The sequence below is a fragment of the Sediminivirga luteola genome (genome assembly GCF_014639315.1).
GTDB lineage: Bacteria > Actinomycetota > Actinomycetes > Actinomycetales > Brevibacteriaceae > Sediminivirga > Sediminivirga luteola.
On the sequence record NZ_BMFY01000011.1, the window covers coordinates 98157 to 117955 of the forward strand.

15 protein-coding genes are annotated in these 19799 nt (G+C 71.6%); 8 read left to right on the forward strand and 7 right to left on the reverse strand.

Going from position 1 to position 19799, the window contains the following annotated elements; translation table 11 throughout:
- Window positions 1-365: 365 nt before the first annotated feature.
- From IEW13_RS12530 to IEW13_RS12540, 3 genes are read left to right on the forward strand one after another with little or no spacing between them, the layout of a single operon-like run.
- Window positions 366-1301 carry an AAA family ATPase gene (locus IEW13_RS12530; RefSeq protein WP_188551258.1) on the forward strand — a complete coding sequence of 312 codons (936 nt, stop codon included), beginning with the start codon at window positions 366-368 and terminating at the stop codon, window positions 1299-1301.
- Complete coding sequence (locus IEW13_RS12535) at window positions 1301-2497, forward strand: DUF58 domain-containing protein (RefSeq protein ID WP_188551259.1); 1197 nt, start codon at window positions 1301-1303, stop codon at window positions 2495-2497. The genes IEW13_RS12530 and IEW13_RS12535 overlap by 1 nt, the downstream gene beginning before the upstream one ends.
- Window positions 2494-4788 (forward strand): transglutaminase TgpA family protein, encoded by a 2295-nt coding sequence (locus IEW13_RS12540; protein ID WP_188551260.1) that lies wholly within the window; start codon window positions 2494-2496, stop codon window positions 4786-4788. Before IEW13_RS12535 ends, IEW13_RS12540 begins: the two co-directional genes overlap by 4 nt.
- Window positions 4789-5607: 819 nt before the next feature.
- Here IEW13_RS12540 and IEW13_RS12545 read toward each other — a convergent pair.
- Together IEW13_RS12545 and dinB are read right to left on the reverse strand one after the other, a co-directional pair.
- The gene (locus IEW13_RS12545) at window positions 5608-6036 is read right to left on the reverse strand and encodes an SCO2097 family morphological protein (protein WP_188551261.1); all 429 of its coding nucleotides are present in this window, start codon (window positions 6034-6036) and stop codon (window positions 5608-5610) included.
- 190 nt (window positions 6037-6226) lie between these two features.
- On the reverse strand, window positions 6227-7483 hold the full coding sequence (dinB, locus tag IEW13_RS12550; protein WP_229745137.1) for a DNA polymerase IV: 1257 nt from the start codon (window positions 7481-7483) through the stop codon (window positions 6227-6229).
- 90 nt (window positions 7484-7573) lie between these two features.
- On the opposite strand from dinB, the gene IEW13_RS12555 reads away from it, so the two are divergent.
- Window positions 7574-8149 (forward strand): hypothetical protein, encoded by a 576-nt coding sequence (locus tag IEW13_RS12555; protein ID WP_188551263.1) that lies wholly within the window; start codon window positions 7574-7576, stop codon window positions 8147-8149.
- A complete protein-coding gene (locus IEW13_RS12560; protein WP_229745138.1) occupies window positions 8146-9279 on the forward strand; it encodes a polyprenyl synthetase family protein in 1134 nt (377 codons plus the stop codon). Before IEW13_RS12555 ends, IEW13_RS12560 begins: the two co-directional genes overlap by 4 nt.
- A 54-nt stretch (window positions 9280-9333) precedes the next feature.
- On the opposite strand, the gene IEW13_RS12565 is transcribed toward IEW13_RS12560, so the two are convergent.
- Window positions 9334-9687 (reverse strand): Rv2175c family DNA-binding protein, encoded by a 354-nt coding sequence (locus IEW13_RS12565; RefSeq protein WP_229745150.1) that lies wholly within the window; start codon window positions 9685-9687, stop codon window positions 9334-9336.
- 354 nt (window positions 9688-10041) lie between these two features.
- On the opposite strand from IEW13_RS12565, the gene IEW13_RS12570 reads away from it, so the two are divergent.
- Both IEW13_RS12570 and IEW13_RS12575 read left to right on the forward strand, forming a co-directional pair.
- A complete protein-coding gene (locus IEW13_RS12570) occupies window positions 10042-11190 on the forward strand; it encodes a LysM peptidoglycan-binding domain-containing protein (protein ID WP_188551265.1) in 1149 nt (382 codons plus the stop codon).
- Entirely contained in the window at window positions 11187-13589 is a 2403-nt protein-coding gene (locus tag IEW13_RS12575) for a protein kinase domain-containing protein (protein ID WP_188551266.1), read from the forward strand. Before IEW13_RS12570 ends, IEW13_RS12575 begins: the two co-directional genes overlap by 4 nt.
- Window positions 13590-13868: 279 nt before the next feature.
- Here the strand turns inward: IEW13_RS12575 and IEW13_RS12580 are convergent, their stop codons facing one another.
- The 4 genes from IEW13_RS12580 to IEW13_RS12595 all read right to left on the reverse strand — a co-directional run bounded on the left by IEW13_RS12580 (window position 13869) and on the right by IEW13_RS12595 (window position 18267).
- Window positions 13869-15251: a class II 3-deoxy-7-phosphoheptulonate synthase gene (locus tag IEW13_RS12580; protein WP_373283577.1), complete on the reverse strand. Its 1383-nt coding sequence runs from the start codon at window positions 15249-15251 to the stop codon at window positions 13869-13871.
- Between the two features lie 111 nt (window positions 15252-15362).
- On the reverse strand, window positions 15363-16130 hold the full coding sequence (locus IEW13_RS12585; protein WP_229745139.1) for a heme ABC transporter ATP-binding protein: 768 nt from the start codon (window positions 16128-16130) through the stop codon (window positions 15363-15365).
- Window positions 16127-17221 (reverse strand): FecCD family ABC transporter permease, encoded by a 1095-nt coding sequence (locus IEW13_RS12590; protein WP_229745140.1) that lies wholly within the window; start codon window positions 17219-17221, stop codon window positions 16127-16129. The genes IEW13_RS12585 and IEW13_RS12590 overlap by 4 nt, the downstream gene beginning before the upstream one ends.
- Window positions 17218-18267, reverse strand: a complete 1050-nt coding sequence (locus IEW13_RS12595) for a heme/hemin ABC transporter substrate-binding protein (RefSeq protein ID WP_188551268.1) — start codon at window positions 18265-18267, stop codon at window positions 17218-17220. The genes IEW13_RS12590 and IEW13_RS12595 overlap by 4 nt, the downstream gene beginning before the upstream one ends.
- A gap of 172 nt (window positions 18268-18439) precedes the next feature.
- Here IEW13_RS12595 and IEW13_RS12600 point away from each other — a divergent pair, with 172 nt between their 5' ends.
- Window positions 18440-19795, forward strand: coding sequence for an alpha/beta hydrolase-fold protein (locus IEW13_RS12600; RefSeq protein ID WP_188551269.1), 1356 nt, complete (start codon window positions 18440-18442; stop codon window positions 19793-19795).
- The last annotated feature ends 4 nt before the right edge of the window (window positions 19796-19799 follow it).

The following is a 19799-nucleotide window of genomic DNA, read 5'->3' on the forward strand; positions in this document are numbered from 1 at the left end:
TCACCCCCGCTCGCGAAACCATGCGGCTCCGACAGCCACCACCATACTCCACTTTCCCCCACCAAGCGTCCTGTTTTGCTCCATGTGAGCCCACCAGTGAGAAAACTCGCAGATCAAACCGGTGGTGCAAAGTGGAGGTTTTTGACACGCCCGGTGCGGCGGCATCGGTGTCACCGGTGGCTTACGCCCCGGATTCACGGGATTTCCGGTGGTCGATGCGGCCGTTTCCGCCCCTCCACCGCCCTCCCCGCCGCGCTGAAACGGTCCTGGCTGGGAGGGATTGGAGGGAAGTGGGGCACGGGGAGCGAAGTGGGGTGCGGGGAGGCAAGTGGAGCGCCCCCGCCGCGGCAGGGAAGAATGGGGGCATGCACACCCACGATGTGATCTCCCTGGCCCAGGCCGGCATCGGCGCCATGAACCGCGTGATCGACGGCAAGCCCCAGGCTGTCCGCCTCGCCTGGGTCGTCCTGCTGGCGCAGGGCCACCTGCTGATCGAAGACGTGCCGGGGGTCGGCAAGACCCTGCTGGCCAAGGCGCTGGGCCGGGTCCTGGGCGGGAGCGTGCGGCGCATCCAGTTCACCCCGGATCTGCTGCCCGCCGATGTCGTCGGCGTGAACCTCTTCAACCAGGAGTCCCGGCACTTCGAGTTCCGCCCCGGCCCGGTCTTCGCGAACGTGGTGATCGGTGACGAGATCAACCGGGCCTCGCCCAAGACCCAGTCGGCGATGCTGGAGTGCATGGCCGAGGCCCAGATCAGCATCGACGGCACCACGCACCGCATGCCGCATCCGTTCATGGTCGTGGCGACGCAGAACCCCGTGGACATGGAGGGCACTTTCGCCCTCCCGGAAGCCCAGCGGGACCGCTTCATGGCGCGGGTGTCCCTCGGCTACCCCGCCCGGTCGGCCGAGGTCGAGATGCTCGACCACCACGGCGCCCGCGACCCCCTGAGCGAACTGGAGCCGGTCTGCGGGCCCGAGCACATCGCCGCGGCCATCGAGACGGTGCGCCGCGTGCACGCCAGCCCTGAGCTGCGCGGTTACATCGTGCGGCTGGTCGAGGCCACCCGCGAGTCGGCCGAGTTCTCCCTGGGCGCCTCTCCCCGCGCCAGCCTGCACCTGCTGCGGGCGGCCAAGGCGAACGCCGCGCTGGACGGACGCGAGTACGCCAGCCCGGACGATGTCCAGCAGCTGGCGGTCAGCATCCTGGCTCACCGGCTGATCCCGCGTGAGGAGGGCACCGTGGAGCACGCCGCGGAGGCGCTGCGGCGTATCCTCGCGGCGGTGCCGGTGATCGCCTGATGCGGCTGACCTTCTCCGGCTGGGCGTTCCTGGTCGCCGGCGGCGGGCTGATCGCCGCGGCGTACCTCGCCGCGCTGCCCGGGCTGCTGCCGGTCGGGGCGCTCGTCGCCGCCCTGCCGGTGCTCTCCCTGCTCCTGGCAGGCCTGAGCGCGCGGGCGCTGCAGGTCTCCTTCCGGGTGCACGCCCCCGAACTGGGCGGGCAGCGCATCGCGGAGGTCGGGCGCCCCCTGGAGGTCGAGCTGCTCGTCGTCAACCGGCATCTGCTGCCCACCCAGGGCGAACGGCTCCAGCTGGATCTCTCCCCAGCCTTCGGCGCCGATGTGAGCACCCGGCTGCCGCGCATCGCCCCGGGCCGCAGCCGGCGCATCTCCCACCAGGTGACTCCTGAACTGCGCGGCGTGTACCAGCTCGGCGGGGGCACCCTGACGATCTTCGGCCCCTTCACCCTGTGCCGCATCACGCGGCGCCTCGAGCAGACCGGAGCGGCACGGCGGCGCAGCCAGCCCGAGCAGACGGCCGAAGTCGCCGTCTCAGCGGCCGTCTCCCCCATGCACCTGCCGGGCCACACATCGTCGTCCCATGCGCTGGAGGAATCCAGCCGGCTCTCGGTGGGCAACGCCACGAGGGACTTCCACGCCCGGGAGTACGTCCCCGGAGACGATCTGCGCTTCGTGCACTGGACCACGACCGCGCGGATGGGCGAGCTCATGGTGCGCAACGAATCCGAGGAGCATGTGCTCTCGGCGGTCCTGGTGGCCGATCTGCGCGCCTCCGCCTATCACGGTGAGGAGGCGTTCGAGACGATGGCGCTGGGACTGACCTCCGCGGCGGCGGCCTTCCTGCGGCGAGGCTACGAGGTCACCGTGCTGCGCCCCCGCGCCGCGCCGGTCACCCTGCACGGGCAGCAGAGCATGTCCCGGCTGCGCCGCCTGTCCGCCCAGCTGGAGTGGCGGGAGGACGAGTCGCTGCCGCGCTGGCCGGCCTCACAACCCCGGCCCTCGCAACTCGTCGTCTGCTGCGGCTCCCGGGACCAGGCACTGATGGACCTCGTCCCGCGCCGGCACCGGGTGCGGGCGGTCGTCCTGGCCGCCAACGAGGTCACCACGCCCGCCGACTCGCTGCGCCGGGCCATCTTCCGGATGCCGATGACGCTCCCGGCGCGCTGGCGCAGCCTGCAGCACGAGGCGGCCGGATGAGCGCGCCGCGGCCCCTCGCCGGTTCCCTCGCCACCGCCGTCTCCCTGGTGCTGGCGGCCTTCGCCTTGCAGGCGGCCTTCGCCGACCTGCGCTGGATGCCACCCGTGCTCGGCGCGGCGCTCCTCGTGCTCGCGGTCGGCGCCGTCTTCCGTGCCGTGCCCGCGCTGCGCCGCACGGGACTGGCCGTCGTGGCCCAGACGATCGCCGGCGTGCTCGGCGTAGCCGCCCTCGCCTCCCCTGCCACGGCGATCGGCGGCGTCCTGCCGACACCGGCATCGTTCCCGGGCGTCCTGGACGCGCTGAACTCCGGCATCGACGACCTCTACGCCACCCAGGCGCCGGCCGCCTCCACGTCGGGGCTGACCGCGCTCATCATGGCGCTGTTCGCACTGGTCGCGGTGCTGATCGACGGGCTCGTCTCAGATCTGCACGCGCCCAAGCCCGCCGGGCTGCTCCTGCTGGTCATCTACTTCATCCCGGTGCTCCTGGCCCCGAACGAACTGCGCTGGTACCACATCGTGCTGATCGGCCTGAGCTATCTGGTACTGCTGGCCGTGCCGCATCTGGAACAGCTGCGGGGCGGGCTGCCCGTGGCCGTGGCGGTCGCCGCGGCGGCCGGCCTGGCCGCGTCGCTGGCGGCCCCGCTCCTGCTGCCGCCGGCGGAAACCCGGCAGGACATCGGTTCGGGCCGCAGCGATCTGACGGTGGTGAACCCCTTCCTGAATCTGCGCGACAATCTGGACCGCGACGAAGACCAGGAGGTGCTCCGGTACACCACGACCTCCGAGTCGAACGAGCCGTTGCGGCTGACCGCCGTGGCCGAGTTCGACGGGGAGACCTGGCAGCCCTCGCCGTTCCCGCTCGACCCGTTCGCGGTCGCCGAGGACGGCCTTCCCCAGCCACCCGGCCTCGACCCGGACACGCCCCGGATGACGGAGGAGCTGCAGGTCGCCGTGACCGGCCTGGACCAGGAGTACCTGCCCGCGCCGTATCCGCCGGTCCGCGCCGAAGGGCTCTCCCGCCGCTGGATCTACGACGAGCGCAGTTTCAGCATCGTCGGAAACGGCGTGCGCACCACGGATCTGCAGTACACGCTGGAGTATCTGGAGGTCGAGCCCACGCCGGGGCAGCTGCGCACGGCACCGCCGCCGGACCGCGCGGCGATGGCGGACTACCTCGCGCTGCCCGACGACCTGCCCGGCTCCGTCGGGGACCTCGCCGAGGAGGTCACGGCCGCGGCGGACACCGACTACGACCGTGCTGTCGCCCTGCAGGCGCATTTCCGCTCAGGCGAATACACCTACTCCCTGGACGCCCCGGACGAGGCCTCAAACGACGCCATTGCGGACTTCCTGGAACAGCGCACGGGCTACTGCGTGCAGTTCGCCTCCGCGATGACCGTGATGGCCAGGCACCTGGGCATTCCCGGCCGGATCGCGGTGGGCTTCACCGCCGGTTCCGATGTCGGTGACGGTCAGCGGGCGGTGACGCTGCACAACGCGCATGCCTGGCCGGAGCTGTACTTCGAGGGCGTGGGCTGGGTGCGGTTCGAGCCGAGCCCGGCGGATGTGAACAACGCGCCCGAGTGGTCGCTGCCCACCGAGATGCCCGAGGAGCCGGCCGAAGAAGGCGCCGGTGAGGAGGAGACCCCGGAAACGGCCGCGCCGGAACCGGAAGACGAGCAGACCGAGGCGCCGGAGGAGGATCCCGCCGCCGACGACCCCGGCGCCTTCCCGCTCCCGCAGGAACCGGCCGCGGCACCGCGGGCGATCCTTGGCATCGGCGGCGGCCTGCTCGCGCTGTTGCTGGCGGCACTGCCCTGGTGGCTGCGTCGTTCACGGCGAAACCGGCGCCTGTCCGATGGCGATCCCCGCGGCCTGTGGTCGGAGGTGGAGGACCTCTCCCTGGACGCCGGGAGGCCGCTCGATCCGGCGGACACCCTGCGGCGCAAGGGCGAACTGCTCCAGGAACGGCAAGAGCGGGCACTCCCGGAGGGCTTCGTCTCCGCCGCGGTACTGGCCGGCGCCGCCGAACGCAGCCGTTATGCGCTCGTGGGAGCCGGGTCGGAAGCCGGCGCGGTGGCCGGGGACGAACCTGCACCGCGCCGGCATGGGCGCCGCGACGCATCCCCGGCGTCCGCCGCGTCCCCGCAGCCGTCGGTGGACGCCGGGGAACGCCGCGAGCTGGTTCGCGCTCTCGGCGATGTCCGCCGCCTGCTGCGCGCTGAGTCCGGTCCGGTGCGACGGGTACTGGCCGCGCTGCTGCCGCGTAGCCTCTGGCGGCGCCGGTAACAGCCCGCGGCGCCGGCTGGCGGCGGCACGCCGTCCGCGCTACGCGGCCACGCCGCTTTCGCTACGAAGCACCACGGCGCGGCGCGCGCAGGGCGAGCCCGCCGGGCCCGTAGCTAGGTGTACTGCCACGGCATGTTGCGCCGCCCGCGGCAGACGGCCAGGCAGGGCCGGTTCGAGTCAACCCGGCACCGCGTCCAGCCCGGAAGACGGCCGGAAAGGATGGGGAGGCCGAGCCCGGTCGACACGCGTGAGCCAGACACACTTTTTGGCCTTTAACCCCCGGCAGGCGGCCGTCCGGGGCCGGCTGGATCATGAGATGTGCGCAGCGGTGGCGCAGGCATAAGGAAACGCCGCGGAACTTGCCTGCGGCGTTCGAGTGAGTGGAGTCCGCCGGTTGCTGAAGCCCCTGCGCGTCCTGATCCCGTGCCACCGTGTCCACTGCCGCAGCCCCGGCAGTGCCGCTGGCGGACCACTTTTCGCAGCATCGTCTCATGGCGGAGATGGGGAACGTGACCGGCTCAGCCGCGCCCGGTCCGGCTCGCCCCCTGACGTTCACGGTGGCCGTCAGAGCGGATGATCATCGCGCTGCATCAGTCAGGTCCGTACGGCGCCCTCCCGCGAAGGAACGAGCCTTCCCGCGAAGGGTCCACCGTCCCATGCCGAGACGTGCCTCCACCGGCGAAGGAGCGGAAACGGGATTGGCCGCCGGGTGAGAGACCAGCCGGAAGCTGGACACCAGGCGATAGCCGCGGTCGAACGCCATCTCGGCCGAGTCGCCCGGCGAGGGATCGGCCTGCCCGCCGGCGAGGGATCAGGGAATCAGCGGCCGCCTTCGTTGCGGCGGCGCTCCCAGCGGTCTTCCATCTTCTGCATGAAGTTCTTCCCGTTGGCACCGCCACCGGAACCGCCTCCCGGCGAGGTGCTGCGCCCGGACCCGCCCAGCGGCGAGGCGGAGCCGCCGGAGCGTCCCTTGCCCGGCGAGAAGGCCAGCAGGCCGCCGGCCACCATGACGCCGAAGCCGGCCACGCCCAGCGCGATGGCGAGGGGGCCGGAGCTGGCGGCGAAGGAGATGGCGAGAACGGCGAGGACGGCGCCGGCGATCATCGTCAGTATTCCCAGCACCACGCGCCGGGCGGAGAGCCCGGCGACGGGTTCGGGGTTGATGTTCTTCGCAAACCGGGGATCTTCGCTGGCCAGTTGCTTTTCGAGCTCGTCGAGGAGCTTCTGCTCGTGCTCGGAGAGTGGCATGGCGTCTCCTTCGGCTCTCGTGCGCTGGGGCTACGCGCCTTCGCGAAAGTGGTGGACTCCCATCATAGCCGTCAAGCCCCGTCCCAGGGAAACCGCTCCCCCAGTTCACAGGCGGGATTCAGCGATCTTCTCGGGGATGCTCACGGCGACCTTTCCGGCGCTCTCCCCGACGGCCTTTTCCGTGCTCTTCTCAGTGCTCTTCGGGGCGCGGTTCCGGGCGCCCCTGGGTTCCTTTCGCCAGCAGCGCCGCCGCGCTGATCGACCCTTCTCCGAAGCGGTCCCGCACGGCGTCCAGTGCCTGCTCCGCCTCCCGGCGGGCACGCGGCCGTTCGTCGAGAGCCGCCTGACGGCCCGCGGTGGCAGCTTCCAGCAGCCCGGCGGCGCGTACGCCCAGCAGCCGGACTCCCGGTGCCGAGCCGAGCGCCTCAGCGGCCGGGAGCAGCGCGGCGTGGATCTCCTGCCCGATGTCGGTCGGAGCGGTGAGGGTGACGGAGCGGCTGAGGGTGCGGAAGTCCGGCCGCCGCAGCTTGAGTCCGAGTCCGCCTGCGACCAGGCCGGCCCGGCGCAACCGCCAGGCGACCTTGTCGCTGAGGCGGAGCAGTTCCCGCGAGACGTCCTGTTCCCGGTAGAGCGGGTCGAAGTAGGTGTGCTCGGCGCTGATCGACTTCTCCGGGCGCTCGTTCCGCACGCGCCGGGCGTCCCGTCCGTGCGCCTGCTCGGCGAGGGCGAGACCGTGGCTGCCGAACATGCTCTGCAGCCGCTCGGGTCCGAGCTCGGCCAGGTCCCGCACCGTGCTGATGGCATAACGTGCCAGCCTCGCCTGCATGCTGGGCCCCACCCCGGGAAGCGCCTGCACCGGGAGCCGCTGGACGAACTCGGCGCCCTTGGCCGCGGGCACCACCAGCAGGCCGTCGGGTTTGGAGTGGGTGGAGGCCAGCTTGGCCAGGAGCATATTCGAGGCCACGCCCAGGGAGCAGTGCAGGCGGGTCCGCCGCAGCACCTCGTCCTTGATCAGCCGGGCGATGCGTGCCGGGCTGCCCAACCGCAGGCGGCTGCCGGAGACGTCCAGGAAGGCCTCGTCGATGCTGACTTTGGCCACCCGGTCCGTGACCGATTCCAGGACCTCCATCACCTGCGCCGAATAGCGGCCGTACTCGCCCCGGCTGGGTGGGATGACGACGGCGTGCGGGCACTGGCGGACCGCCTGCGCCATCGGCATCGCCGCGTGCACGCCGTATTCCCGCGCCTCGTAGGTCGCCGAGACCACCACTCCGCGGTTGTCCCGGCCGCCGACGATCACAGGCCGCCCGCGCAGTTCCGGACGGGTGAGCAGCTCCACCGAGGCGAAGAAGGCGTCCATGTCCACGTGGATGACATGGCAGCCCGTATCGTCGGCGCCCAGATCCCCGAATCCGCCGCTGGCCCGGTCCAGCTGCTTCCTGCTCACGTTCCCAAGCATAGGAGGCCGCACGGACAGCAGGCACGGCAGATATGACGGACATGCAGGACGCCACCGCAGCCCGGTACCCTGGGGAGCATGATCCGAACCACCGCATGGCCATCCGCGGCGGGTGCCGCTCTCGCGCTCACCCTGGTCTTCTCCGGCTGCACCGGCGGCGGCTCCGAGGGCACGGAGGAACCCGAGGGGACGGCACCGCCCACGGCAGAGGCGACGCAGGATCCGGACGATCTGGCCGCCTTCCCCGAGCACATCGCGCCGGAGTACCCCGGCTCCGAGGTGCAGTACTCTTCGGTCGAGGAGGCCGGCGACCAGCTGAGCTTCATGCTCCGCGCCGCCACGGAGGACGACCGCGAGGCGGTGTGGGACTTCTACCGCTCCCATCTGGAGGAGATCGGCTTCGGCGTGCTGCAGGAGCACGAGGAGGACGGCACCCACATCATCGATTTCGAGCGCGGCGGGGGCACCGAGCTGGTGTTCGTCTCCTACGCCGAGACCGACGAAGGCGGCCTCCTCACCGTCTCCGGCAACGTGAACCCGGAGGACGAGGGCGACGGGGCCGAAGAACAGGAGGACGGGCAGGGCGACGACGCCGGCGGTGAGAACGGCGGCGAGGCCGAGGGCGCCGACGCCGAAGGCGACGAGCAGGAGTGACCGGCACGCTCAGCGACCGGGAACTGATCGCGGGCGCCGTGACGGAAGTCCTGGAGGAGTTCCTCGCCGCGCGCCGGGACGATCTGGCCGGCATCGGCTCCGGCACCGGCGTCCTGGTGGAGGCCGTGACGCCGATGCTCCGGCGGGGCAAGCGCATCCGCGCGGTGCTGTGCTGGTGGGGATACGAGCTGGCCCGGGCCGCCGGCGGCGAGCTGCCGGGTGCCGGGGCGACGGAGGCGGACGGTCTTGCCCGTGCCGCCGCCTCCCTGGAACTGCTGCAGGCGGCTGCCCTGATCCACGACGACATCATCGACAATTCCCTCACCCGGCGGGGCCTGCCGGCGGTGCACGCGGATTTCGCCGCGCGGCACGCCGCGGAGGGACTGGATGGCGACGGTGCCGAGTTCGGCCGCGCGGCCGGCATCATCATCGGAGATCTGTGCCTGGGCTGGCACGAGGAGCTGTTCTCCGGTTCCGGCCTGCCCCGCACCCATGCGCCGGCGGTGGCGCGGCAGCGGAACGCCATGCGCACCGAGGTGATGGCCGGCCAGTACCTGGACATGAGGATCCAGGCGGCCCGGCGGGACCGCCTCGATCCGGCCGCTCTGCGCGCCGAGGCCTGGGATGTGCTGACCTACAAGTCCGCGAAGTACTCGGTGGAGCAGCCGCTGCTGCTGGGGGCAGCCCTCGGCGGCGCCGATGAGGCGCTCCTGTCGGCGGTCTCCGCGTTCGGCCTGCCCTTGGGGCAGGCGTTTCAGCTGCGCGACGACGTCCTGGGGGTCTTCGGGGATCCGGACGTCACCGGTAAGCCGGCCGGCGACGATCTGCGCGAGGGCAAGCGCACGGTGCTGCTGGCCCACGCGCTCGCCGCGGTCACGGATGCCGCGACCGAACACGCCGCCCGGGCGCTGGCACGCATCGGCGCCCCCGACCTCCGCGACGATGAGGTGGACCAGCTGCGCGAGGTGCTGCGCCAGACCGGGGCTCTTGCCCGGACCGAAGACGAGATCTCCGCGCGCTACCGGCAAGCAACGCAGCGGGCCCAGGATCTGACCGGGTTCGGCGTGCCGGAGGATGCGGTCACCGCCCTGCTGGACATCGCCGGGGCGATCGCGCACCGCAGCGCCTGAACCCGGAGAAGCAGCGCCTGCACTCGAACAAGGCGAAGCCTGCAGCGGGCTCGCTCAGAAACCGAGTGCCTGGGCCCGGCGACGGACCTCGGCCTTGCGGCCCTCCCGGAGCTGGTCGATGGGACGGCCCGGCAGGCTCTCGTCCGGGGTGAAGAGCCATTCGATGGCTTCCTCATCGCTGTAGCCGGCGTCCTGCAGCACGATGACGGTGCCGCGCAGGCTGGAGATCAGCGAGCCGTCCTTGATGAACGCGGCCGGCGTGCGCAGCACCGGCGGCTCGCCGACGCGCAGTGCCAGGAGATGCCGTTCCTCGACCAGCCGGCGCAGTTTCGAGATGCCCACGTCGAGCTGCTCGGCGGCATCCGGCAGAGTCAGCCACTCCCCGACCAGGGCATGCAGTCCCGCTATCCCGCTTCCGGTCTGGCCCGCCGCCTGGGCGGCGTCCCGGGCCTGCGAGGCCGCTCCCCCCGCGTTGTCGGTGCTTCCAAGATGTTCAGTGTTCTCCACAGTCATCAAGCCTACCGCCCGCCACGGATAGCGGCCCCCGCACCCGGCGCACCGGCTCCCGTCCGCACCCGTCGCCGGGCATCGGGTCCGCGCCGGTCTGCGCTCGACGCCGAAGGCGGTATGCGCCATGCCGGGAGAGGCAGATGGGACACTCCGGCGCAAATCAGGGGTTGCAGGGGCCCGCGTGGATAGTCTGGTCGTGCCCGACAGACACAACTTCCTCGACTCGGGACGGCAAAGGACGGCATAAGGACTATGAGCGAAGACAAGCCCGAGGACACGCGGGGCCCGCGCCCGGCGGGCCGTTCGGCGGCCGCGATGGCGTCGGCACCGCTCATGGTCGCAGCCCTGCTCAGCCAGACGCCCGCGCACGCGCAGGGTCACCAGGACGGCCCGGACGTCCGGGGGCAGGTGGGCGACGTCCACCAGACGGATCCGGGCGAACCGGCCGCCGACTCCGCCCACGCCCCGCAGGCGAGCGGCTGGACGCGGGGCGTTGAGCCTGGCACGCAGACCGTCGCCGCCTCCGGCGGAGAGGCCTACAAGGTCAAGTCCGGGGACTCGTTGTTCAGCATCGCCAAGAAGCACGGCACCACGGTACGCAAGCTGCTCGAACTCAACGAGCTCTCCGCAGACGCCGTGCTGCAACCGGGTCAGATCGTTTCGATCCCACGCAGCGAAGCCGCCGCAGGCGGTGCTGGAGAACCGGCGCAGGGGGCGACGCACCGGGTGAAGCCCGGTGACACGCTGCTGGGAATCGCACTGAAGTACAACACGACGGTGGAGGCCCTGCAGAAGGCCAATGCGATGGGCGATTCCACTGTGATCCGGCAGGGCGAGATCCTCAAGCTCACCGGTACCGGCGCCACCTCCGACCGGGAAGCGGCGAGTGACGACGAGGACCTGCCCTATATCCCGAAGGAGTTCGCCGGCCGGACCTACCCGGACGAGGTGGTCCACGCCGCCCGGGTGAACAAGAAGATCCTGCTCTCGATGGATCTCCCCAGCCGCGACCAGGCCAAGCAGCTGGTCCGCCAGACGGCTCAGGACATGGGGATCGATCCGGCTCTGGCGATGGCCGTGGCCCAGCAGGAATCGGGATTCAACATGGCCGCCGTCTCCCCCGCCAACGCCGTGGGGGTCATGCAGGTGATCCCGAGCTCCGGACGCTGGGCCTCCGGGCTCGTCGGCCGCCAGCTGGATCTGCTCGACCCGCAGGACAACATCACCGCCGGCGTGGCGATCCTGCGGCAGCTCCTGGCCAGCGCGGACTCGGAGAAGCAGGCCATCGGCGGCTATTACCAGGGACTGGCCTCGGTACGGCAGAACGGCCTCTACAGCGATACCCGCCGGTACGTGAACAACGTCCAGTCGCTCAAGCAGCGCTTCGGGGGCGGATCATGACGGCCGTGAAGGATCAGCTCATCGGGCATGTGCTCGATGACCGCTACCTGGTGATCGAGCAGATCGCCCGCGGCGGCATGGCGATGGTGTATCGCGGCGTGGACATGCGGCTGGACCGCAGCGTCGCCATCAAGGTGATGCACCCGCATCTGACCTCTGATGAGGGTTTCGTGATGCGGTTCCGCAGCGAGGCCCTGCATGCCGCGAAACTCTCCCACCCGAATCTGGTGGCCGTGCACGATCAGGGCCGCGACGAGGACGCCGTCTACCTCGTCATGGAGTACGTGCGCTCGGAGACGCTGCGGGACCGGCTGCGGCGTGAGGGCCGGCTGACCCCGCGCGAGGCCATCATCATCATCGACGCGATCCTCTCGGCGCTGCAGACCGTGCACCGCAGCGGGATCATCCACCGCGATCTGAAGCCGGACAACATCCTGCTGGGAGACAACGGCCAGATCAAACTCGCGGACTTCGGCCTGGCGAGGGCCGTGAGTTCCTCGACCACCACGAAGACGCTCATCGGCACCGTCGGCTATGTGGCCCCGGAACTGGTGACCCGCTCGGAGACCGACGCCCGGACCGATCTGTACACCGTGGGCATCGTCTTCTACGAGATGCTCACCGGGCACCCGCCGTATACGGACGACATGCCCATCCAGGTGGCCTACCGGCATGTGCACGATTCCGTGCCCAAGCCCTCGGAGGAGCTGCCCGAGCTGCCGGCCGGACTGGACGAGCTGGTGGTATGGGCTACGCAGCGCAAGCGTCAGGACCGCCCGGCCGATGCGGAGGAGCTGCGGATGCGGCTCCACCAGGTCCGTTCCGAGCTGAGCGACGCCGAACTCGATATGCGCCCGCTCGACCGGGACGATCTGCGAGGGCTCGGTCCGGTGCACTCGGAGGACCTGGAGGAGTTCGTCTCCGCCGCGGCCGGCGAGCAGCACGACGCGCCCGCCCGCGAGGCCGGAACCCCCGGGGACTCAGCAGCCGCCACCCACGCCGGGAGCGAGCGCGCTGAGGAAGCCCCGTCTGCGCCGCGCCGCCGTGGGTTCCTGCGCCGGAAACGCCCGGCCGACGCTCCGACCACGCGGATCGGCCAGGCGAGCGCGGCGACGGGTGCTGCGGCTGCAGCGGTGAGCACGGCGGCGACGACCGGTGCTGCGGACGAGGCCGCCGATGTCGGCGGCCCAGGGACGGGCGCGGGCTCGGCTGACGCAGAACGTACCGGCGCCGGACGGACCGGAGGACCGGCAGGTCCGGCGGACGCGGACGCCCGTGGCTCCGCCGAAACCCCCGATCCCGCCGGCGGCGAAGAGCCCCGGACGCACACCGGTGACGCCTCACCCCCGGCGAAGGAACACACAACTGAGAGCCGGGCGGAGGACGCCGACCGGGCGCGCACGGCGGACACGGACGACACCGCTGCCGGTGCGGCCAGAACGAAGGCTTCCGCTGGCGGCGCTGCCGGGAAAGCCTCTGCCGCCGGCGGCGGGAGAACCTCGCCTGCGGCAACCGGGAAGGGCGCCGGCGGGAAGAACTCACCCCGGGCGGGCGCCGGGAAGGCTGAGGCAGGTGCCGGCGCCGCGACGCCCGCGGCACGCAGCGAGAGCGAGGGCTCTCCCCGCCGGACGGGCGGGCTGCTGGCATCTGTGAAGGGCCGGCGCGCCGCCGGGCTGGGCGTGCTCGCGCTCCTGGTCGTGGCGGTCGTCATCGCCGTGTGGGCTTTCGCCGCCGGTCCGCTGGCCATGCGCACCGTCCCGGACAACCTGGCCGGAACGGAAGGCGCCGCGGCCGCCGAGCAGCTGGAGAGCATGGGCTTCGAGGTCTCCACCAGCACCGCGCACCACGATGAGGTGCCCGAGGGCCTGGTCCTGGACACCATCCCGGCAGGGGGCACCGAACTTCGCCGCGGTGACGCGGTCACGCTGATCACCTCGCTCGGACCGGAGCTGTTCCAGGTGCCGGAGGTCACCGGCATGAGCGTGGACGAGGCGCGCACCGCCCTGGAGGAGGCCGGCCTGTCCCTGGGCGAGGTGAACGAGGAGTACAGCGATTCCGTCGCCCAGGACGTCCTCATCAGACAGAGCGAGGAGCCGGGCACCGAGCTGCGTGCCGGCGCCGGGGTGGACGTGGTCGTGTCCCAGGGTGTGGAACCCATCTCCGTGCCCTATGTCCGAGGCCTGAGCTACGAGGCCGCGGCCTCCCAGCTGAGCCGTCTGGGCTTCCTGGTGGCCCGGGAGGATGTCTTCGACCAGGACGTGCCCGCCGGGCGCGTGGTCTCGCAGACACCCGGCGAAGGCGCCGAGCGGCACGAGGGCGATCTGATCATGCTCAAGGTCTCCAAGGGCCCGATGGCCCAGCCGGAGGACGACGGCGGAGACGACGAGGGCGAGGACTAGAGGCGAACCAGGCATCGCTGTCATTGCCCACGTGCCACCGGCGCGCTTGACCGTGCACCTGAGCGCGGCTCCCGAGCCGGTGCGTCGCATCAGGTTCCATCCCGCCAGAGCACTCTAGCCCCTGGTGTCAGAACCGCACCGTAGACGGTGCTGCGGCGTCACGGCCGCACCCTGGCATCGCGCCCGGCACCGGTGACGTGCGAGCCCGCGGTCCGGCGGCCAGCCAGAGGCTTCCACGCCGCGCCGGCCCTCACCGGGCGGCCGGCGCGGGCGCCCGGCTCAGCTGCCGGCGGAGAGCTGCTCGGCGACCAGGAAAGCCATCTCCAGGGACTGATCGTGATTCAGCCGGGGATCGACCAGGGTGAGGTACCGGCGGCGCAGGCCTTCCTCGTCGATCTCGTTGCTGCCGCCGAGGACCTCGGTGACATCGTCACCGGTGAGCTCCACATGCAAGCCGGCCGGGACGGTGCCGGCCTCGCGATGGGATTCGAAGAAGCCCGTCACTTCGTCCATGACGTCCTCGAACCGGCGGGTCTTGTAGCCCGTCGCCGAGGTGATGGTGTTGCCGTGCATCGGATCGCACACCCAGGCCACATGCGGCAGCTGGGGTGCCACCGTGCGCAGCAGCTCGGGCAGGCGGTCACGGATGACTCCGGCGCCCATGCGGGTGATGAAGGACAGCCGGCCCGGCTCCCCTTCCGGGTCCAGCTTCTCCGCCAGCCGCAGCACCGTGTCCGGATCCGCGTTGGGGCCGAGCTTGATGCCGATGGGGTTGGACACCCGGGAAAGGAAGTCCACGTGCGCGCCGTCGATGTCGCGGGTGCGCTCGCCGATCCACAGGTAGTGGCCGGAAACGTCGTAGGGCTTGCCGGTACGGGAGTCGATGCGGGTCAGCGCACGCTCGTACTCCAGCAGCAGCGCCTCGTGCGCGGCGAAGAACTCCACGGAGCGCAGCGCCTCGAAGTCGACGCCGCAGGCATCCATGAACTTCAGCGCGCGGTCGATCTCCTTGGCCAGCTGCTCGTACCGGTGGTAGTTCGGGTTGTTCGCCAGGAAGCCGCGGTTCCACTCGTGCACCAGGCGCAGATCCGCGAAGCCGCCCTGCGTGAAGGCACGGATGAGGTTCAGGGTGGACGACGAGACATGGTAGGCCTGCAGCAGGCGCCGCGGGTCGTGGGCACGCGCCTCGGGCGTGAAGGCGTGCTCGTTGACGATGTCACCGCGGTAGGACGGCAGGGTCACGCCGTCACGGGTCTCCTCGTCGCTGGAGCGCGGCTTGGCGAACTGGCCGGCCATGCGGCCCATCTTCACCACCGGCATCGACGCCCCGTAGGTCAGCACCGCGGCCATCTGCAGCACGGTGCGGACGCGGTTGCGGATCTTGTCCGCCGTGGCGTCGGCGAAGGTCTCGGCGCAGTCGCCCCCGGCCAGCAGGAACGCCTCGCCGCGGCTGGCGTCGGCGATGCGCTTCTTGAGCAGATCGGCTTCCCCGGCGAAGATCAGCGGAGGCACGCTGGAGAGCTCCGACCGCACCCGCTCGACCTCGGCCTCGTCCAGATACGTCGGCTGCTGCTTCGGGGCGAGCTCGCGCCAGCGGTCGAGGCCGTGATGGTCCTCGATACGGGGCGAAGCGGCATCGGCGCTATGGAAGACGGGATCGATCGAAAGGCTCACCCTGACATCTTACGGGTGCGCTCAACGCGGAGGCCAACCGCTTGAGCCACCGTCTCGCCACGCGGTCACCGGGCCCGGCGGCGCTGCCGGCTGCCTGGCTCAGTCGGCCGGCACCACGAGGGGCGCGCCCGATCCTGGATGCCGTAGCAGGTGGACCTGCTGCCCGTAGACCTGAAGGATACGATCGGCCGTCAGCACGTCCGCCGGAGCGCCGTCGGCCGCCAGCCTGGAGCTGGAGAACATGAGCACGCGGTCGGCGTAACGCGCGGCCAGGTTCAGATCGTGCAGGACCACCACGACGGTGGCGCCCAGGTCCCGGCGAGCCTGCGCCGTGCGCAGCAGCAGTTCCTGGTGCCGCAGGTCCAGCGCGGCGGTCGGTTCGTCCAGCAGGATCACCGGGGTGGTCTGGACCGCGGTCCGGGCGAATGCCACGCGCGCGGCCTCCCCGCCGGAGAGCGTGGTGACGTCCCGGTCCCGCAGGTTCCCCAGCTCACCCGCGGTCAGGGCAGCCTCGACGATCTCCTCGTCGGCGGCTTCGTCAACGTCATGCGGCAGCCGGCCCATCGCGACGGTCTCCCGGACGGAGAAGCCGAAGTGCGCGCTGTGCTGCTGCAGCATGACGGCGCGCAGCCGCGCCAGCGGCTTGGCGGGCCACTGGGCCGCCGGCCGGTCACCGATCAGCACGCCGCCCCCGCTGGGCTCCAGGTCCCCCGCCAGCAGCCCGAGCATGGTGGACTTCCCCGCGCCATTGGGGCCGACCAGGGCAGTCAGCGTCCCCGGTTCCAGCGCGAAGGAGACATCCTGGACCAGCGCGCGCCCGGCCACGCGGTACTCGGCGGCCTCGGCCCGGACGGTCACCGGCCTCACCACACCCTCCTCTTCTCCCGGACGATCAGGTATAGGAAGAACGGCGCCCCGACCGCCGCGGTGAACAGCCCGATCGGGATCTCGGAGGGCGGGTTCAGGGTCCGGGCCGCCGAATCCGCCGCGACGATCAGCACCGCGCCGGCCAGGGCAGAGACCGGCAGCAGGGCCCGGTGCCCGGGACCGACGATCAGCCGCACGATATGCGGGACCACCAGCCCGATGAAGCCGATGCTCCCGGCGAAGGCCACTGCCGAGCCGGTGAGCAGCGCGGTGGCCACGATGACGGTGCCACGGCTGCGCCGCACGTTCAGGCCCAGGTGCTGCGCCTGGCGTTCGCCCAGCGTGAGCACGTCCAGATCCCGTGAGCGTCGCATCAGCACCAGCAGACCGAGCAGGTAGACCGGTGCCGCCGCCACCACCTGCGGCCAGGTGACCTTGCCCAGCGAGCCCATCTGCCAGAACACCAGGGTCTGCAGCTGGGAGTCATCGGCGATGTAGGTGAAGAAGCCGGTGAGCGCCTGGCAGGCAGAGCCCACCGCGATGCCGACCAGGAGCATGCGCGCGGTGCCGGTGGCACGTCCGGGGCGGGCCAGGGCGTAGATGAGCGCGGTGACGCCGAGACCGGCGGCGAAGGCGCCCAGGGGGACGATCCACTGCCCGGCGAGCCCGCCCGCCGATCCGGCCAGGACGATGGCGCCGACCGCGCCGGCGGATGCCCCGCCCGTGACGCCGATGATTCCCGGGTCCGCCAGCGGGTTGGTGAACAGGCTCTGCAGGGCCGCTCCGGAGATCGCCAGCGCCGAACCCACCATCACCCCCAGGACCACGCGCGGGACCCGCAGCTGCCAGACCACCGAGGTGTCACGCTGGCTCAGATGAGAGGCGTCCGCCAGGCCTGCGCGACCGGCCATGATCTGCCAGACCTCCGCCAGCGGCACCCTCAGGGGACCGATCGACACCGCCAGGAACATCACCGCCAGCAGCAGGGCGCCACCGACGATCAGGCACAGCAGCAGCGGCGCGCGGCGCACCCGGGCGGCGTGCGAGGTCTCCTCCTGCGCGACCGGGTCCGCCCCTGCCTTCGTGGTCACGAAAGCTGCGCGACGGCCTCGGCGAGGGCTTTGGCGCCCGCACCCAGATCAGGGCTGGAGTAGCGGAGCTGCGCATCGGGCATGACGAACACGCGGTGTTCTTCCCCGGCGGGGGTCTGCTGGAGGGTCGGGAAGGCCTCCCACAGGCCATCTTCGCCGCCCCAGCGCTCGTAGTCAGACTCCGCTAGCAGGATCAGGTCCGGCTCGGCGGCCAGGATTCCCTCGTTGGAGAACTCGCGGGAGAAGCCCCGCAGACCGGACTCCACGCCGACGCTGGTGTATCCCAGTTCCTCGATCAGCTCCGTGCCCGGCACGCCCGTGCCCGCCACTGAGTTCTGCCCGCCCGCTCCGGTGGCGGTGACCTGGATGACCCGGAGGTCCTCACCCTGTGAGGCGGCGGCGATGTCCCGGGCTTCCTGCAGATCCGCCTCGACGGCGGCGACCAGTTCCTCGCCCGCCGCGGCATCGCCGATGTACTCGGCCACGGCGCGCAGCTTGTCCAGCTGGGACTGCTGGTCGTCCACGACGACGGCGGCGGTGCCGGCGTCGCGGAACTGCTGGGCGACGTCGCCGTGGCGGGCCGTGTTGTCGCCGATGAAGAGCGTGCCGTCCATGGCCAGCAGGCCCTCGGTGCCGGTGTCGCGGTTGAAGCGGAAGTGCTCCGGCGCGGCGAGACCCTCCGGGGAGGTGCTCTCCTCCGGGGCGGCGTGGATATGATCGGCGAGGCCGAGCGCCCCGAGCGTGGAGGCGATGCCGTCACCGGCGACGATGATCCGGGAGACATCGGTGACCTCGACCTCCGTGCCGGTGCCGTCGGTCACGGTGACCGGCAGCGCCGGATCGGCAGTGAGCGCGTCGAAGTCGGCCTCGCCGGCGACGTACTGCCAACCCGCAGGCAGTTCGGGGTCCGCCTGGCCGGCGGCGCCCGCCGCCGTTCCGGCCTGGTCCTGCCGCTGCGCATCCTGGTCCTGCGCACCGCCGCAGGCGGCCAGGAGGAGGGAAGCAAGGGCGGCGGCACCGAGGGCGCTGGTGAGTCGGGTACGCATGAGGTCCTTTCCGGAACGAGGAAGTGCGGAACAATAGGAAAGCCTAAGCTATGTGAGACGCGGAAGGCGTGTGATCCTGTTCACCGCCGCGCTATGACGGACTCGCCGTGCCACGCCGGTCTGCCCGGCGGCTGAACGCAGTGGCACCGGAGAAAGGACGATGAGGACACCGATGATGGCACAACCGGCCGAGGCGGCCGCGCTGGTAGAGCGCGCTCAGCGGGAGGGCACCCCGCTCGTGGACGCCCACCCGCGCGATCCGGCACTGCGGCGAGTGACGTTCCTGTGGGAGGAGGACTCCGGCTCCCCTGTCGAGGCAGTTCATCTGTGGGTCAACCGGGTCACCGACAAGGACTCGCACGAGCGCGGCTGGATGCGCCGGATCCCGAACACCTCGCTGTGGATGCTCACGCTGGACCTGCCCGCGGGCCTGCGCGCCAGCTACGGCTTCTCCCCCGGCCGGACGAGCACGCCCGAGCGCTCCCCCGGAACGCTCGCTCATCGCGCCGACCCGCTCAACCCCGCGCCGCGCCTGCGCGGACTGTCCGTCTTCTCCGGGGATCAGGCGCCCTCGCAGCGCGAATGGGAACCGCACGGGGCGACCGATCCCGCGGAGACGCTGCGCGCGTGCCGCACCGTGACCACCTCGCTGGACGCCTTGGACGTCGACGGACGGGGACCGCGGCCCTGCTGGTTGCACGTGCCACTCCTCGACGCCGCGGCCGGCGCAGGCACCGGGTCCGGCGCAGGTACTCCAGCCGGCGCAGGCACCCCGGCGACGCCGGAGACACCCGAGAAACCGGGGGTGCCGGCGGCGTCCGGCAAGATCGCGCCGGTGCCGCTGCTGGTGGTGTTCGACGGTGAGGTGTGGTTCGAGGAGGCCGGCCTGCCGGCCGCCCTCGCGGCAGCGCGGAGAGCCGGGCGCCTGCCGCCGCTGGCGGTACTGGGCATCGGCAACGGCAGGCGGGAGGACCGCAGGCGGTTCCTGGGCGGGCATCCGGCGATGCTCCGCGCGGTGGCGCACCGGGCGGTCCCCTGGGCGCTGAAGGCCCTGGCTGAGCACGGCGTACCCGCCCCGGGCACCGGCGGCAGGATCATCGCCGGTCAGAGCCTGGGCGGGCTCGCGGCGCTGGCAGCGGCGACCGAGACGCCGGGGACGTTCGACGCGGTGATCGCGCAGTCACCGTCCATGTGGTGGCGGCCGGAAGGCTGGCGTGGCATTGCCGGCACGCCCACGCCGCGTGATCTGCACTCCGCCGTCCCGGCTTGGATCACCGAGCGCTTCACCACGGCCGGGACTGCCGCCGGGAGCGGCATCGCGGGCCAGGCGCGGATCCGGCTGCAGGTGGGCACCCTGGAGGGCCTGACCATCGGACGGATGGAGACGCTCCGGCATCGGCTGGCCGGCGATGGCTGGGATGTGCGGATGCGAGGGTACGAGGGCGGTCACGACTACGCGTGGTGGCGCGGGGCACTGCTGGACGCGCTGGAGGAACTGACAGCGGAACCGGAGGACCGGAGAAGCTGAGAGC

Excerpts from the sequence above, each read along its gene's own strand:
- IEW13_RS12530 (WP_188551258.1), top strand. The coding sequence starts at position 366 with ATGCACACCCACGATGTGATCTCCCTGGCCCAGGCCGGCATCGGCGCC.
- IEW13_RS12535 (WP_188551259.1), top strand. The coding sequence starts at position 1,301 with ATGCGGCTGACCTTCTCCGGCTGGGCGTTCCTGGTCGCCGGCGGCGGG.
- IEW13_RS12540 (WP_188551260.1), top strand. The coding sequence starts at position 2,494 with ATGAGCGCGCCGCGGCCCCTCGCCGGTTCCCTCGCCACCGCCGTCTCC.
- IEW13_RS12545 (WP_188551261.1), bottom strand. The coding sequence starts at position 6,036 with ATGCCACTCTCCGAGCACGAGCAGAAGCTCCTCGACGAGCTCGAAAAG.
- IEW13_RS12555 (WP_188551263.1), top strand. The coding sequence starts at position 7,574 with ATGATCCGAACCACCGCATGGCCATCCGCGGCGGGTGCCGCTCTCGCG.
- IEW13_RS12570 (WP_188551265.1), top strand. The coding sequence starts at position 10,042 with ATGAGCGAAGACAAGCCCGAGGACACGCGGGGCCCGCGCCCGGCGGGC.
- IEW13_RS12575 (WP_188551266.1), top strand. The coding sequence starts at position 11,187 with ATGACGGCCGTGAAGGATCAGCTCATCGGGCATGTGCTCGATGACCGC.
- IEW13_RS12595 (WP_188551268.1), bottom strand. The coding sequence starts at position 18,267 with ATGCGTACCCGACTCACCAGCGCCCTCGGTGCCGCCGCCCTTGCTTCC.
- IEW13_RS12600 (WP_188551269.1), top strand. The coding sequence starts at position 18,440 with ATGATGGCACAACCGGCCGAGGCGGCCGCGCTGGTAGAGCGCGCTCAG.